Origin of the sequence: Caballeronia glebae (assembly GCF_001545035.1) — a bacterium.
GTDB lineage: Bacteria > Pseudomonadota > Gammaproteobacteria > Burkholderiales > Burkholderiaceae > Caballeronia > Caballeronia glebae.
The window spans coordinates 40,645-56,457 of the sequence record NZ_FCOJ02000037.1; the positions used below are offsets into that span (position 1 = coordinate 40,645).

Below are 15,813 nucleotides of genomic sequence, written 5' to 3' on the forward strand. Positions count from 1 at the left end.
CTCACTTCCCGTCGGCGGATTTGCCGATGAACTTCGCGGGAAACGGCTCGGCGTCCGGACGTTCGGGAAAGCGCGGTTCGGGCGCGCCTCCCGTGCGCTGACGCTTCAGCGCCGCGAGCAGTTCCTGCTGCTCGACGGGAATCTGATAATCCCAGCCGAACTTGCTCAACTGCAAGCTCTGCGCGATGCGCAGCGCAGGCTCCATGAACTGCACGGCGGCGGCCGGTTCGTAGCGCGACTCGACGGTGTTCAGAAACAGCGACAGCCAGCGCGCGAAGTGCTGCGGCTCGATATCGTCGATCGGACGATGCGCCTCCTGCACGTTCCCGCGATATTGCTTCGATCCGAGCACGAGACTCGACCAGAAAGTCGTCATCTTGGCGAGATGCTCGTCCCAGCGGCCGGTCAGCGCACGCGAAAAGATCGGGCCAAGGAGCGGATCGTCGTCGACACGGCGATAGAAGGCTTCGACCAGCGCGCGGACGTTGGCTTCGGTGGGCTCGCGTTCGCGCGGCGCGTTAGTGGAAGGGTGTTCGGTGTTCATCATCGATCGGTGAAACAGTAGGGGCGAGCGGTTCAGATTTTTCGGGCGAAGAACGTCAAGATGTCGCAAAATGGCGCTTTCACGCGCGAATTCGTTTCCCGCGGCCAGAGGCGTACGAATGGCATGGTTTTTCATGTGCCGCGCCTTTGGGCTTCGACGCCGGCAAGCGGTGCGCCGATGGTAAGTCAGCCGCGTCTGTTCGTGTCATCGTCCCTCGTCTTTACGTGGACTCTTTGACGATACGCGCGTCCCGTCGAATTACGGATGCGCTTTTGCATCCAAATTTCTCCGCGCAAGATCATGCGACTCACCGACTACACCGACTATTCGCTGCGCGTCCTGCTCTATCTCTCGGTTCGACCTTCCGGCCTTTCGACGATTCAGGAAATTTCGGATGCGTATGGCATTTCGAAGAATCACCTGATGAAGATCGTCCAGCAGCTCGGCGAACTCGGCTGGGTCGAGACCGTGCGTGGGCGCAACGGTGGACTGAGGATCGCGTCGCGGACGAACGACCTCACCATCGGCGATATCGTGCGCGAGACCGAGAGCGATTTCGCGCTCGTGGGTTGCCTCGCGAGTGAGTCGGCGAATTTGGAAACCTCACCGCATCAGCGCTGCGTGATTCAGCCGAGCTGCCGTCTGCGCGGTGTGCTCGCGCTCGCGCGCGACGCCTTCCTCGCCGAGCTCGACAAGCACACGATCGGCGAACTCGCGCAACCCGCGAACGATCTCGCGCGGCTGCTCGGCATCGTGCGCATCGTGCCGCTTCCGGCGGGTCCGTCCGAGCCGATTCGTGCGTCTTCCTGAGAGATTCGACGCGCCACGCATTGAACGAAACCCGGACGCCGCAGGTCAATCCTGAGCTTGAGGCGGTTGCCGCCGTTATTGTCGAAGAACAAAAAAGTGCACTTTTCGCGCTAATCCGCGCTTGAAAGTGATAAAAAGCGCCTCATTTTGATCGTATTCAGAATTGGAGCTTTTAAAAAATGAGAATCGACAAACTCACCACCAAATTTCAGGAAGCACTCTCCGACGCGCAAAGCCTGGCAGTCGGGCGCGACAACCAGTACATCGAGCCCGTGCATCTGCTCGCGGCGCTCATCGCGCAGCAGGACGGCTCCGCGCGCTCGTTGCTGTCGCACGCGGGCGTGCAGGTTCAGGCGCTGCAGGCGTCGCTGAACGAAGCGATCAACCGTCTGCCGCAAGTGCAGGGCACGGACGGCAACGTTCAAGTGAGCCGCGACCTCGCGGGCCTGCTCAACGCCGCCGACAAGGAAGCGCAGAAGCTCAACGACACGTACATCGCGAGCGAGATGTTCCTGATCGCCGTCGCGGACGATCGTGGCGACGTGGGCCGTCTCGCGAAGCAACACGGCCTCACGCGCCGTGCGCTCGAAGCGGCGATCAACGCCGTGCGCGGCGGCGCGCAGGTGAATAGCCAGGACGCCGAAAGCCAGCGCGAGGCGCTCAAGAAATACACCGTCGATCTGACCGAGCGCGCCCGCGCGGGCAAGCTCGATCCGGTGATCGGCCGTGATGACGAAATTCGCCGCTCGATTCAGATCCTGCAGCGCCGCACGAAGAACAATCCGGTGCTGATCGGCGAGCCGGGCGTGGGCAAGACGGCGATCGTCGAAGGGCTCGCGCAGCGCATCGTCAACGGCGAAGTGCCGGAAACGCTCAAGGGCAAGCGCGTGCTGTCGCTCGACATGGCCGCGCTGCTCGCGGGCGCGAAGTATCGCGGCGAATTCGAGGAGCGTCTGAAGGCCGTGCTTCACGATATCGCGAAGGACGAAGGGCAAACCATCGTCTTCATCGACGAAATTCACACGATGGTCGGCGCGGGCAAGGCCGAAGGCGCGATGGACGCGGGCAACATGCTGAAGCCCGCGCTCTCGCGCGGCGAGCTGCATTGCATTGGCGCGACCACGCTCGACGAGTACCGCAAGTACATCGAGAAGGATGCGGCGCTTGAGCGGCGTTTTCAGAAAGTGCTCGTCGACGAACCGTCGGTCGAGGCGACCATCGCGATTCTGCGTGGCTTGCAGGAGAAGTACGAGCTGCACCACGGCGTCGAGATCACCGATCCGGCGATCGTCGCGGCGGCGGAGTTGTCGCATCGCTATATCACGGACCGCTTTTTGCCGGACAAGGCCATCGATCTGATCGACGAAGCCGCGTCGCGCATCAAGATGGAAATCGATTCGAAGCCCGAAGAGATGGACAAGCTCGAACGCCGTCTCATTCAGTTGAAAATCGAGCGCGAAGCGGTGAAGAAGGAGAAGGACGAGGCTTCGCAGAAGCGTCTGCAACTGATCGAAGAGGAAATCGACCGGCTCAATCGCGAGTATTCCGATCTGGAGGAAATCTGGACTGCCGAGAAAGCGGCGGTGCAGGGCAGCGCGCAACTGAAGGAAGAGATCGAAAAAGTGCGTGCGGATATCACGCGTTTGCAGCGCGAAGGCAAGCTCGAAAAGGTCGCCGAGTTGCAGTACGGCAAGCTGCCGGAACTCGAAGCGCGTCTCAAGCAGGTGACGCAGGCCGAGTCGCAGGAACAGAACAACCCGACGCGTCCGCGTCTTCTGCGCACGCAAGTCGGCGCGGAGGAAATCGCGGAAGTCGTGTCGCGTTCCACCGGCATTCCCGTATCGCGCATGATGCAGGGCGAGCGCGAGAAGCTGTTGCAGATCGAGGACAAGCTGCATGAGCGCGTGATCGGCCAGGACGAGGCGATCGGCGCGGTGGCGGACGCGATTCGTCGTTCGCGCGCGGGTCTGTCGGACCCGAACCGGCCGTATGGCTCGTTCCTGTTCCTCGGCCCGACGGGCGTCGGCAAGACGGAACTGTGCAAGGCGCTGGCCGCGTTCCTGTTCGATTCGGAGGATCATCTCATCCGCATCGACATGAGCGAGTTCATGGAGAAGCACAGCGTCGCGCGTTTGATCGGCGCGCCGCCGGGATACGTCGGTTACGAGGAAGGCGGTTATCTGACCGAAGCCGTGCGTCGCAAGCCGTACAGCGTGATCCTGCTCGACGAAATCGAGAAGGCGCACCCGGACGTGTTCAACGTGCTGCTGCAAGTGCTCGACGATGGCCGCATGACCGATGGCCAGGGCCGCACCGTCGACTTCAAGAATACGGTGATCGTGATGACGTCGAACCTCGGTTCGCAAGTCATTCAGGGCATGGTCGGCGAGCCGCAGGAACGAGTGAAGGACGCCGTGTGGGAAGAAGTGAAGCTGCACTTCCGGCCGGAATTTCTGAACCGTATCGACGATGTCGTCGTGTTCCATGCGCTCGATCGCACGAACATCGAGTCGATCGCGAGGATTCAGTTGCATCGTCTGCAGGAGCGTCTCGCGAAGCTCGACATGCAGCTCGAAGTGTCGGATACGGCGCTTGAGCAGATCGGCAAGGTCGGTTACGACCCGCTATTCGGCGCGCGGCCGCTGAAGCGCGCGATTCAGCAGGAGATCGAAAATCCGGTCGCCAAGCTGATTCTCGGCGGACGATTCGGCCCGAAGGACGTCATTCCGGTCGACGTGCGGGAAGGGAAATTCGTGTTCGATCGCGTGGTGCATTGAGAGCGATCGGGTCGTCCCGGTGACGGGACGGTCATTCATGCAAAAAGGCAACGGAGCGATTCGTTGCTTTTTTTGTTTTCATAATCCGTTCGATCGTCAGGTTTCTTCGCCAAATTTGCTCGAATCGCGAGAAATCTGTTCAGTTGCATGGATTATTTTGACCACATACAATAAGTCCACTTTTTCCTTGCAATTGCACGGATTTTAATCATGGAAATCGACATTCGAAACGCGCACGACATCGGCGTCGCGGTGCGCGCCGCGCGTAAGGCGCAGCGGCTTCGCCAGGACGACGCCGCCGGCAGCATCGGCATCAGCGAGAGCTTTCTCGGTAAGGTCGAAAAGGGCGCTGAGAGCGTGCATTGGGGCAAACTTTTTCAGGTGCTCGATGGCCTGGGCGTGCGCGTGATTGTCGATATACCGGACGAAGCAGGCGAGCTTTTCGCGGGAGAGGAGATCAAGCGTTACGCGCGCGTCGAGCGGGCGGCGAAACGCCGTCGTGCACCGGAGCACACGGATGAGTCCTGAGAACATCGCGACGCTCGAAGGTCGACGCAATCTGATTGCGAGCATCAACGATGTCGAAGTGGGCGTGCTCAACGCCGACGACGACATCTGGTCGTTCTCTTATCTGCCGACATGGCGCGACAGCGCGGACGGCTATCCCCTGAGTCCCGCGCTGCCGCTGCAAGCGGACGTATCGCGCGACGGCAGCACGCGCCGCTCGGTGCAGTGGTACTTCGACAACCTTCTACCGGAAGAAGGCCAGCGCACGCTGCTTGCGCGCGATGCCGCCATTCGCAACGAAGCCGATGCCTTCGCGCTGCTCGCGCACTACGGCGCGGAATCGGCGGGTTCGGTGACGCTTCATCCGCCCGGTGCGAGGGACGAGCCGTCGCCCGCGGAGCGCTTTCTGCCCGACGAAGCGTTGCAGGCCCGCATCGACGCGTTGCCGAGCGTGCCGCTCACACACGACGCGCTCAAGCGCATGTCGCTCGCCGGCGCGCAGCACAAGCTTGCGGTTGTGCTGCGCGACGGCTCGCTGTTTGAGCCCGCGGGCCGCACGCCGTCGACGCATATCCTGAAGCCGAATCATCAGGACACCAATGACTATCCGCACTCGGTCATCAACGAATGGTTCGTGATGAAGCTCGCCGGCAAGCTGCGGCTCGGCGTGCCCGTCGTGCATCGGCGCTACGTGCCGTCCCCGGTGTATCTCATCGATCGCTTCGACCGCGAATCGCGCGCGGGACAATGGCGCCGGCTGCATAGCATCGACGCGTGCCAGTTGCTCGATCTCGCGCGTACGTTCAAGTACGAGCAGGGTAGCGTCGAGCAACTCGCGACGCTCGCTGCGCGTTGCCGCAATCAGGCGGCGGCGCGCGCGCGGCTTTTCTCGTGGCTCGTGTTCAACGTGCTAGTGGGCAATTCGGACGCGCATCTGAAGAACCTCAGCTTCCTCGTTTCACGCGAAGGCATCCAGCTCGCGCCCTTCTACGACCTGCTGAGCGTGGCCGCGTACGCCACGCCGTCGTATGAGAAGGCCGTTTGGCCGAAGCGGGTATCGTTCGCGTGGGACATACTCGGCGCGCGCTACTACGACGACTTCGACCGCACGCTGATGCTGCGTGCGGGCGAAGCGCTCGGTATCGCACGGAAGACAGCCGAACGACTGCTGGATGCGCTCGCGGCCTCGATCGTGCGCGCGGCTGCCGATCTGTACGCGCACGTAGAAGATGAGAACGCGGCGCTTCTCGCCGCACGGCCGCAACTCGCCGCGACGCTCGGCGGCGAACTGATGTGCCTGCGCGTGATCCGCTACACGATCATCGAGGACATGACACGCAAACTCGCGGCTTCCTGAAATGCAAAAACCCCGCGCGGCGCAATGCCTGCGGGGCTTTGAATGCAATGCCGAAAAGCGTGTTCAGCCCTGCTTCGGCTCTTCGCTCTTGCCGAAAAGACCCGTCAGGCCGCCGAGCGAGCCGAGCACGCTGCTCAGATCGAGTTGGCCTTCGGGCGGCACTTGGCCGTTCGGCGTCGCGCGATCGACGATATGCGGCAACACCGCCGCGAGCATGCCCGAAAGCTGATCGCCCGAGACGCCGGCCTTTTGGGCGAGCGCGCCGACGTTGTCCTGGCCGAGCACGTTCGTGAGCGTATCGGGGCTGATGGGTTTGTTTTCGCCGGTCCCGATCCATGACTGGACGACATCGCCTGCGCCATGTTGCTGGAAGCGCTGGATCAGGCCCATGATACCGCCCGGCTGGCTGTTGACGAATGCAAGCGCCGCTGTGATCAGCGCGGCCTGGCCGGACTGGGCGGGTTGACCGCCTTGTTGTTGCGACGAATTGCCGAGGGTGGAGGCGAGGATATCGAGTAGGCTCATGGCAGTCTCACTACGAGAAGTTGCGGGGTGGGTTCGCCTGCACTGCCGCGTTCGGCTCGAAACCGGGCGCGGGCGGTGCGGGCATCGGCCGCGAGCGGCCGTTCAACGATGGTCATACGAAGGCAATTTCCCTTCGACAAGGTTCCCCGAGGAATCACTGGCTGGCAGCCGCGGCGCTGGCGGCCTTGTCTTTCTTGCTGCGCTTCGACTTGGCGGGCTTCGTTTCGCTCGCGGCTGACGGGCTCGATGCACTCGCCGACGCCGACGCCGCGCTGTCCTTCTTCGACTTCTTGGACGCCTTGGTTCCCGATGCGGGAGCGGCAGGCGTCGTGGCCGGCGTCTGCGCCGTCGTGGCGGCGGGGGAAGTCGCGCCGGTGGCCGCGGTCGAGGATTTGACCGTCGAGTTCGGTGCGGCGCTGCCGCCTTGCGTCGACGAAGTCGTGGGCTTCGACGTCTTGCCCGTCGGCGGCAGCGACGAGCCGCCGACCGTCAGGCCGTTCTGCTCCAGAGTCGTCACCGACTTGGTGCCGAGACCCTTGACGCGCGTCGCGAGATCGTCGGCGTCCTTGAACGGGCCGTGCTGCGTGCGCTCGTCGATGATCGCCTTCGATTTCACGGGCCCGAGACCCTTCACCGATTCCAGTGCGGCCTGGTCGGCGGTATTGACATCGACCGCGGCAAAAGCCGTTCCCATGGACAGCATGAACGCTAGGCACAACATCAGCAGCTTTTTCAGCATGACGGCACTCCAGGCTTGAGAGAAGGATGAATCGATAAGTTCGGGCAATTGGGAAGATGCCGTTAAGGATAGGGCAAAAAACCGTCCCGAACGATGACGCTCGCATTGTGCACGACCCCGCCGCGCGCACCTCGGCCCCGCACAATCTTTAACGTTGCGAACCGCCGGATGGATGACGCCGCCGTCTTGGCGGCGTGCCGCGCATCACTTCGATGTGCCGGCGGGCGCTTTCGCAAAGGCGCCGCGAACCTCGAAGCCGACTTTATCGACGACGTTGCCCTTTGAATCCACCAGTTCGAGCACGTGCCGGCCGGGCCAGGGCAACCACGCCGCGCGGGCGTCAAGGCCATAGGGTTTGCCGTCGAGCCGCCAGGCGAGGCGCACGCCGTTGTCCGCGCGCGCGAACCACACGCGTTGGCGCGCGGGCGGAATGTCCGGGTCGAGCGCGAAGATCGTGCCGTCCGTGGGTGCGCCGATACGTGCCGCCTGCGCGTCGGCATCGGCGTTGGCGTTGCGCGCGGGCGGCGCCGCGTTCGCCGCGAGACCGACGGCGCTCATCTGCGTACCGCGCACGAACCATTCGCTGCGCGCCGCCTCGATGTCGTTCTGATACGTGACGCGCGTCATCACGACGCCCGAGGGCGCTTGCGGTGCGCGGCTATCCGATCGCCGGTTCAGATAGTTGACGATAGCGTTCCATGCCGGCGCCGCGCCCGTCACGCCTGAAACGTCCCACATCGGCGCGCCGTCGGCATTGCCGACCCACACGCCCACGGTGTATCGCGCAGTGAAACCGACCGCCCAGTTGTCGCGCATGTCCTTGCTGGTGCCGGTTTTCACGGCGCTGAAGCTGCGCGTGGCCAGTACGCTGTCGAAGCCGAAGGTGCGCGTGCGGGCGTTGTTGTCGGCGAGGATATCGGTGACGATGAAGCTCGCTTCGGGGCTGAAGACGCGCGTGGCCGCCGGTTCGGTTCGACGTTGCCCTGACGGAACTTCCCTCGGGCCGTCCGCGAGATCGAAAAACGGGCGTGCGATGCCGCCGTTCGCGAGCGTGCGGTAGGCATTGGCGAGCGTCGCCAATGTCACGTCCGCGCTGCCGAGCGCGAGGGAAAAACCATAGTAGTCGCCCGCTTGCGACAAAGGCAGCCCGAGCGCGACGAGCGTCTTCGCGAAACGATGCGGCGTGACCATCACGAGCGTGCGCACGGCCGGCACGTTCAGCGACGAGCCGAGCGCGGTGCGCACGCTCACCCAGCCCTTGAAGTCGTGATCGTAGTTCTGCGGAATGTATAGGCCGCCGCCGGTAGCGAGATCGAGCGGTGCGTCGTCGAGCAGCGTGGCGGCGGTGACGCGCTTCTCGTCGATCGCCTGCGCATAGAGAAATGGCTTCAGCGTCGAGCCGGCCTGACGCGCGGCGAGCACGGCGTCGACTTCCGGCGCGTTCGACAGGCCGCCCGCCGAGCCGACCCACGCGAGCACGTCGCCGGAGCGGTTGTCGATCACGATGGCCGCCGCGTCGTGTACGTTGCGCGGATGCGCGCGCGCGTTCAGTTCGGCGAGCGTGCGGGCGAGCGTATCGCGGGCGAAACGTTGCAGGCGCGCGTCGAGCGTGGAGCGCACGCGCGCGCCCGCCGTTGGATGCACTTCGCCCGCGATGCGTCGCGCGAGATGCGGCGCGAGCGCGTCGTCGGCCTGGGCGAAGGCGGGCGCGGAGGCGGTGCGGGTGAGCGCGAGTTGAACATAGCTGTCGAGATTGATACACGGATCGACGCTGCGGGCGACTCCGTGCAGCGAGCGCATGTCGCGCAGAATCACGCAACTGCGCGCCGCGACTTTCGTATAGGGCGCGTTCGGCGCGCGCACCAGCGCGGCGGCGAGCGCTGCTTCGCGTTCGTCCAGACCGGAAGGCGCTTTGCCGAACAACGTCTGCGATAGCGCCGACAAACCGACGATCTCGCCGCGAAACGGCACGAGATTCAGATAGGCCTCAAGAATCTGATCTTTGCGCCAGGTGCGTTCGAGCCACAGCGCGCCGATCGACTGCCCGGCCTTTTCGCCGATCGAGCGTCGGCCCGAGGGCTTGTCATCGTCGTCGATAAGACCGGTGAGCTGCATCGTCACGGTCGATGCGCCGCGCGTGCGCGTGTTCCACAGATTGCCCCACGTGGCGGCGGCGGCCCCGCGCCAGTCGACGCCCGCGTGCTCGTAGAAGCGCTTGTCCTCGGATACGACGATTGCCTCGCGCAACGCCGGCGACACGTCCGCGAGCGCGATCCAGTCGCCGCGCCGCGCGTGCTTGTCGATGCGCGTGCGCGCGAGCGGCTCGCCCTCGCGTGAGAGCAGCACCCAGTCGGAGCTGCGCCAATTCGCGCGCACATCGTCGAAGCTCGGCTGCGCGTGCGCCGCCGCCGACAGAACGCACGCGATGACGCAAGCCGCTGCGCGCTTCATCGCGTCACTTCCCGGCGAGCGGTTTGACGACCACCGGCGTATTCGGCCACGCGCCGAACGACGACGGCGCGTAAAGCGCTTCGACGCGCGTCGGCGGCAGGCCGAACGTGCCCGGATTGTTGAGACGCATGGTGTATTCGACGCTCAGCTTGCCCTTCGGCAGATAGCCGTAATACGCGCGATAACCGTCGAAACCGCGCTCGACGAACGCCGGCCACGCGCCGCGATCCTGCTTTTCGCCTTGGGTCGCCGCTTCGGAGTCGCGTCCGAGGCCGGAGCCGAGTATCGCCGCGCCCGCCGGAATCGGATCGTTGACGACGACCCATGTCATGTCGCTTTGCGCGTCGATGTCGAGATGCACGCGCACGATGTCGCCGCGCGAGAGCACGCCTTTCACGGCCGGATCGACCGGCGTGACGGTCTTCACGATGCGATAGCCCGCCGCGAACGGCGCCTTCAACGCAACGGCCGCGAGACTTTCGATCGTCGCCCATGGCTTGCCGGTGCCGTCCTGCGTGAGCGTGAGCGAGGCGCTGCTCCACGGCAGCATCACGCTGCGCGTGTTCGCGCTCTTCGTCGCGGGCGTGGCCGAAGCGGGCGCAGGCATGGCCGCGGCGCTCCAGTTGACGCTTTGCATCGACGTGCCCAGTTGAATCGACGTGAGACCCGTGACCGGCGTGCTTTCGAAAAGCCGCGAGAATTGGCCGACGGCGAGCGCGCCCCAGAGATTGGCCGTCGTGGTTTGCCACGCGCCGTTCTTCTGCAACGCGAGCAGGCCCGCGACGAGGCGCGGCATCTCGTCCTTCCATTCGGGCGCATCCGCGAAGATGAGCGCGGTGCGCGCGGCGTTGGTTTCGGCGCCGGTCATGAGCCACCAGAGATCGTCGTCGCGCTCGGTCGAGAACGTGAGGCGCGTGCCCTGATAAGTCAGCCGCGCGCGGATGATCTGCTCGGCTTGCGCGCGCTTCTCGTCGCGACCGGGAATGCCCTCGACGCGCGAGAGGATCGCGTAGTAATCGAGCACCGCCGATGTTGGCCACTGATCGGGCGCGACCGTGATCGAGCCGAGCATGCGCGCTTGCGCGAGGCCATAGCGCGACAAGGCCTCGATCGCGGCGAGCTTCTCGAAGTCGAGACCGTTGCGCGGCGCCCAGAACTTGCGCTCGATCTTGCCGTCGATGAAATTCGCAAGGCCGGCCGCCATCTGATTGCGCAGATCGTCGGGCAGGGCGAAACGGCGGTCCTGCTTCGCGGCTTCATCGGTGACGGCGAGCAGATACGCCGTGAGAGCGGGGCTGCCGGTCGGGCGCTCGTCGTCGGCCGGCGGGAAGTAGTTCGCGAGACCGTCGCGGTCGAGATACGACGGCATCTTCGTGAGCACGCCTTGCCATTGCGCTGCGTTCATCAGGCCGAGCGCGCGCGAGGTTTGCTGTTCGAGGCAACTGTACGGATAACGCTCGAACCAGCGGCGCACCCCAGGCAGGCCATCGGCGAGCTTCGGCTGCAGCGATACCGCGATGCCGCCGCGCACCGCGCCATCGCTCGACTTGCCCGCATCGGGGGGCGGCGCGACGGGCAGCGTGAGCGTGCCATCGACTTGTGCGATGGTCGCCTGTTGCACGTTCACCGGCGTCGCCGCGACGACTTTTTGCGTCAGTTTGACGGCATCGCTTGCCTTGGGTCCGGCTTGCTCGGACGCGCTCACGTTCCACTCCAGAGCCGCGGACGATTCCGCGCCGAGCACGTCGGGCGTCGTCACTTCCCATGCCACCTCCTGCGACGATTCCGGCGCAAGCTCGACCGTGCGCGCATCGAGCGCAAGCGCGCCGGCACGCGGCGTGACGACGACGCGCATCGTCCGCGCAGTCGTGTTGCGCAGCGTGAACTGCGCGCGGAACGCATCGCCCACGCGCACGAGCGGCGGCAATCCCGAAATCAGTTGCAAGTCCTGCGTGCTTTGAATCGATGCGCTGCCGGAACCGAACTGTCCCGCGCCGACCGTGGCCACCGCGACGATCCGATAGCGCGTGAGCGCGTCGTTCAGCGGAACCTCGACGGTGGCTTCGCCTTTCGCATCGAGCGTGACGCGCGGATTCCACAGCAACAGCGTGTCGAACAGTTCGCGCGTCGCGCTGTGTCCGCCGCCGCCGCCCGCGGGCACCGCCTTGCGCCCGAAGTGACGCCGCCCGACGATCTCCATCTGCGCGGTCGACGTCGCGACGCCATACGCGCGCCGTTGCAGCATTGCGTCGAGCACGTCCCAGCTTTGATTCGGCATGAGTTCGAGCAAGGCTTCATCGACAGCTGCGACCGCGATTTGCGTGCCAGCGGGCGCGGGCTTGCCATCGGGCATCGCGACCTTCACCTTCACGTGCGCCTTGCCTCGCACGGTGTAGGACTTCGCGTCCGGACTCACGCTGACCGCGAGCTTGTGCGCCGCCGTGCCGACCCTGATCGATGCAAGCCCGTAACGGAACGCGGGCTTGCTCAAATCGACGAGCGGCGTCGGCGCCTGATACTGACGGCCTTCGTACCAGAACGAGCGCGCCCATTCGACCGGCGCCTTCCATCCCCACGTGAAGAACGAATACCACGGCACTTCGCGGATACGCCCGCGCAACGCCAGCACCGATACGTACACGTTCGGTCCCCACGACTCCTCGACTTTCAGCTCGATGGTCGGGTCCGTGCCATTCAGTTCGACGACACGCGTCTCGACGATTCCCTCGCGCTCGACCGCGACGAGCGCGGTTGCCGAGCGGAAGGGCATGCGCACCTGAAAGCGCGCGGTTTCGCCGGGCTCGTAGCTCGTTTTCTCGGACAACACGTCGATACGGTCGGTATTTTCGCCGCCGAACCACAGCTCGTCCGCGCGCGTGACCCACACCGACGTGCTCGCGTTGACCGCGCGCCCGTCGCCGTCTTTGGCGATCGCGACGAGATCGACGTTGCCCGATTCCTTCAGCTTCGCATCGCACGAGACGATGCCGTGATCGTCGCTCTTGCCGCTGCACAGCGTGCCGAGGTCCTTGATCTCGGTGTGGTTGTCGTACGCATAGAAGCCGCCGACCATGCGCTTCCTCGAACTCGACATCACGCGTGCGATGGCCTTGATCTCGACCGATACGCCCGCGCGGGGCTTACCCTGCAAATCGAGCGCGATAGCCTGAACCGGCAGTGCACCGCCAATCGATACCCAGTGTCCCGCTTTCACGCCGACCGCGACCGCGGCGGGCCACAGTGTCGTGCCGCCGCTAATCGTCTGAATCTCGCCGTTCGGATCGGCGAAGCTCGCTTCGAGCGCGAGACGCTTCGGCGAATCGACCGTCGGCAGCGGCTTCACCGTGACCTTGCCCGCGCCGTCCCGATCGAGCGTGACCCGCAGCTTGTCGGCGATGAGCTTCGTCGTCGTGTTGTCCTGCTGCTCGCTGTCTTCGTCTTCGGCGCTCGCGCTCGCGCCGTCGTCCGTCGGCTTGCGATAGGGCGCGAAGCTGAACGCTTCGTATTGCGAAGCGAAGGGCGGCGAGGCATCGCGCACGAGCGCGGAAACCTGCACCGGCAGATTCGATGCCGGTCCGCCTTGCACGTATTCGAGCCGCACCGCGACCGGCGCTTCTTGCGCCCCCACGAGGCCGGGCGATTTGGCGTCGCCGGCCGAGATCGAGCCTTTGAACACCGGCAGGCGGAATTCCTCCACGCGGAAACTGCCCGATTCATACGACTGCGTTATCGCGTTGTCGTTATCGTCGTCGTCCGATGAAGCCGCGCCGTCGTCGAGCGCCACGCTGTACTCGCCGAGCTTCGCGGCGGCGGGCACGGAGAAGGTCGAATCGGCGCTATGATCCGCCGCCCATTTGAGCGGCAGATGCCACGTCTGTCCGCTGCCGACGTGCCGGATCGTCACGCGGCTCGGATAGCGCGTCGGAAACGCGAAGCCGTTGAGCGTCTCCACACGCAAAAGATGCTTCATCGACACGGTTTCGCCCGCGCGCAGCAGCGTGCGGTCGAACACGGTATGCGCGTGCGTCGTGCGCGCCGCGCTCATGTCGGTCGGCACGTTGAAGCGCCACGATTCGATGCCGCGATTCCAGTCCGACGTCACGAACGCCATGTCCGGTCCGCTGACGGCATCGTCCACGCGCGCCGACACGAAGAAGCCGCCCCACGCGAGGCTGTGCTCGTTGCATCGGCGCTCGGCCACGAGCGGCTTGCCGATTCTCGCGATGCCTTGCGCATCGGTCTTGGCGGTGGCGATCTCGTCGCCGTTGCAGTCGGTGACGCGCACGTACGCGTTCGCGACGGGCTTGCCCTTGTCGAGCGTCGTGACCCACACGACGCTGTTCTCGCGTCCCTGCTTGAAATGCACGCCGAGGTTGGTGACGAGCACCGACGTGCGCACGTACATCGCCTGATTCTTGCCGAGCAGCGACGCGCCGAGCGCGGGCGAGGCCAGTTCGACCACATAGAAACCCGGCTTCGTCAGCGGAATGCCGACGACTTCGAACGGCCGCAGCGCTTTGGGATCGGCAGGGGGCAGCGTGAGGGTTTCGACGCCGCTTCGTTTCGCGAGCATCGACAGCGATCGAACGTCGATATCCGGATCCTTCGACACCGAGCCGTCGCTGTTCGGGATGATGACCGGCTTGATGCCGTTATTCAGCATCTCGGGCATGTCGTTCTCGATCGCCGAGCGCGACCGCGAAATGCCGTCGAACATATCGACGGCGCGCATCCACTGGCGAATGTCCGTGTCGGCGTCGAGTCTCAGCTTCGTGATCTGCGACGTGCCCGAGTTGAACCCTTGCATATGCAGGTCCGCTTCGACGTGACGCAGCGTGACCGGCAGCATCGCGGGCATGCCGGGCTCCGCGAATCGCTCGATGATGCCGAACGTGCCCGACGAGAATTTCGCGAGCGGCGGCATTGCGGTGGTCGCGGTCTTGAGCGGGAAGAGATCGGCGTTCGCGAGCGGGCGACCGCTCACGTCTTTCAGATTCGAGGGCGCCTCGATGACGAGATCGGCGCGCTCGGGCAGCGGCGCGGCGAACTCGATGTCGCTCACTTCCGCGTCCTTGTCGTTCGCATCGAATCGAGGCGCCGCGCTGCCCTTCGGACCGCGTAACGCGAACTTCTGCGCGTCGGCGCGGCTGATCGGCGTGCTGAAGCTCAGCCGCAGCGGGCGCAGCGGCGTGCACGGCGCTTTCGCATTCTCGCGCTCGCACGAGAAGCTCGCCGCGAAGGGTTTGCGCACGTCGAAGTCGAAGCGCTTTTCGACGTCGTTGGCGATGCCGCTCGGTCCCGTCACGCCTTCACCGTATACGAGCTGCATCTTCGTCGCGGACGGCAACGTTTGCTGGCACGCGAGCGTGAGCACGCGATCGCTTTCCTTCTCCAGACTGAAATGCTTGAGCAGCGCCGCGCGGGTGGCGTCGTCGACGACGCGAACCGGAATACGGTTGCCCAGCGCGTTCGATTCGCACCAGACATGTTGAAGCACGGAAGCTTGCGTCGCCGGCCCGTTCAGGCGCAACACGAAGGCTTGATTCTCTTCGATGTCGCCGTAGCTCGGCATGATGCGCGTGACGAACGGCCCGCCTGTCTGGAACGCGAAGTGGCGCGGCCCGGAAAGCGCGTTGCCCGCCGTGGATTTCAGGCTGTCGGGCAGGTCGAGCGCGCAGCGTACGCCGGGCGGCAGATCGCGCTCGAAGTCGAAGGCCCAGGTTTTGGCGTCGATCCAGCGGCCGGAGCCGGCGGTAGCCGATGCGCTCGCGCCGCTACAGACGATCTTGCCGGGCGCGGCGGCGGCCGCATTGCCGAAGGCGATCATCGGTTCGTCGAACTTGGCGACGACCTGCCGCACTTGCGCGACCTTGCCTTGCGGCGACACGCTCGCGATGCGCGCGGCATCGGCCCGATGAAGCACAGCGCTGAAGCCCAGCGCGGCGATCAGCGTGGTTGCGGCCAGAATCCATTTTTTTTGTGACGTTGTAATGCGGCTCATCCACTCGCTCCGAGTTTTCCCCGACGCGAAATTCTACTGGAGCCTTACGATAATCTTTCCGCCGATGCATACCCATGATGTCTTTTCAGAAAATTCTTCGCA

General features: G+C 64.7%; 8 protein-coding genes and 1 pseudogene. 4 read left to right on the forward strand and 5 right to left on the reverse strand.

All coding sequences use genetic code 11. From position 1 onward, the window contains the following. Position 1: 1 nt before the first annotated feature. Positions 2-547 (reverse strand): group III truncated hemoglobin, encoded by a 546-nt coding sequence (locus AWB82_RS23215; RefSeq protein WP_086971435.1) that lies wholly within the window; start codon positions 545-547, stop codon positions 2-4. Positions 548-844: 297 nt separating this feature from the next. Between AWB82_RS23215 and AWB82_RS23220 the strand changes: the two genes are divergently transcribed. From AWB82_RS23220 to AWB82_RS23235, 4 genes are all read left to right on the forward strand, one after another. Continuing rightward, positions 845-1,354 carry an Rrf2 family transcriptional regulator gene (locus AWB82_RS23220; RefSeq protein ID WP_086971438.1) on the forward strand — a complete coding sequence of 170 codons (510 nt, stop codon included), beginning with the start codon at positions 845-847 and terminating at the stop codon, positions 1,352-1,354. 179 nt (positions 1,355-1,533) lie between these two features. Then, entirely contained in the window at positions 1,534-4,131 is a 2,598-nt protein-coding gene (gene clpB, locus AWB82_RS23225; RefSeq protein WP_086971390.1) for an ATP-dependent chaperone ClpB, read from the forward strand. A gap of 210 nt (positions 4,132-4,341) precedes the next feature. After that, on the forward strand, positions 4,342-4,659 hold the full coding sequence (locus AWB82_RS23230; protein ID WP_086971392.1) for a helix-turn-helix domain-containing protein: 318 nt from the start codon (positions 4,342-4,344) through the stop codon (positions 4,657-4,659). Continuing rightward, positions 4,649-5,995 (forward strand): HipA domain-containing protein, encoded by a 1,347-nt coding sequence (locus tag AWB82_RS23235; RefSeq protein WP_086971393.1) that lies wholly within the window; start codon positions 4,649-4,651, stop codon positions 5,993-5,995. Before AWB82_RS23230 ends, AWB82_RS23235 begins: the two co-directional genes overlap by 11 nt. Before the next feature lie 63 nt (positions 5,996-6,058). Here AWB82_RS23235 and AWB82_RS23240 read toward each other — a convergent pair. From AWB82_RS23240 to AWB82_RS23255, 4 genes and pseudogenes are all read right to left on the reverse strand, one after another. After that, positions 6,059-6,535: pseudogene (locus AWB82_RS23240) on the reverse strand (YidB family protein); the annotation flags it as partial. Positions 6,536-6,674: 139 nt separating this feature from the next. Beyond that, the gene (locus tag AWB82_RS23245; protein ID WP_086971397.1) at positions 6,675-7,259 is read right to left on the reverse strand and encodes a ComEA family DNA-binding protein; all 585 of its coding nucleotides are present in this window, start codon (positions 7,257-7,259) and stop codon (positions 6,675-6,677) included. Between the two features lie 204 nt (positions 7,260-7,463). Continuing rightward, positions 7,464-9,710 (reverse strand): penicillin-binding protein 1C, encoded by a 2,247-nt coding sequence (gene pbpC / locus AWB82_RS23250; RefSeq protein ID WP_086971398.1) that lies wholly within the window; start codon positions 9,708-9,710, stop codon positions 7,464-7,466. Positions 9,711-9,714: 4 nt separating this feature from the next. Continuing rightward, positions 9,715-15,711: an Ig-like domain-containing alpha-2-macroglobulin family protein gene (locus AWB82_RS23255; protein ID WP_086971399.1), complete on the reverse strand. Its 5,997-nt coding sequence runs from the start codon at positions 15,709-15,711 to the stop codon at positions 9,715-9,717. Positions 15,712-15,813: the final 102 nt, after the last annotated feature.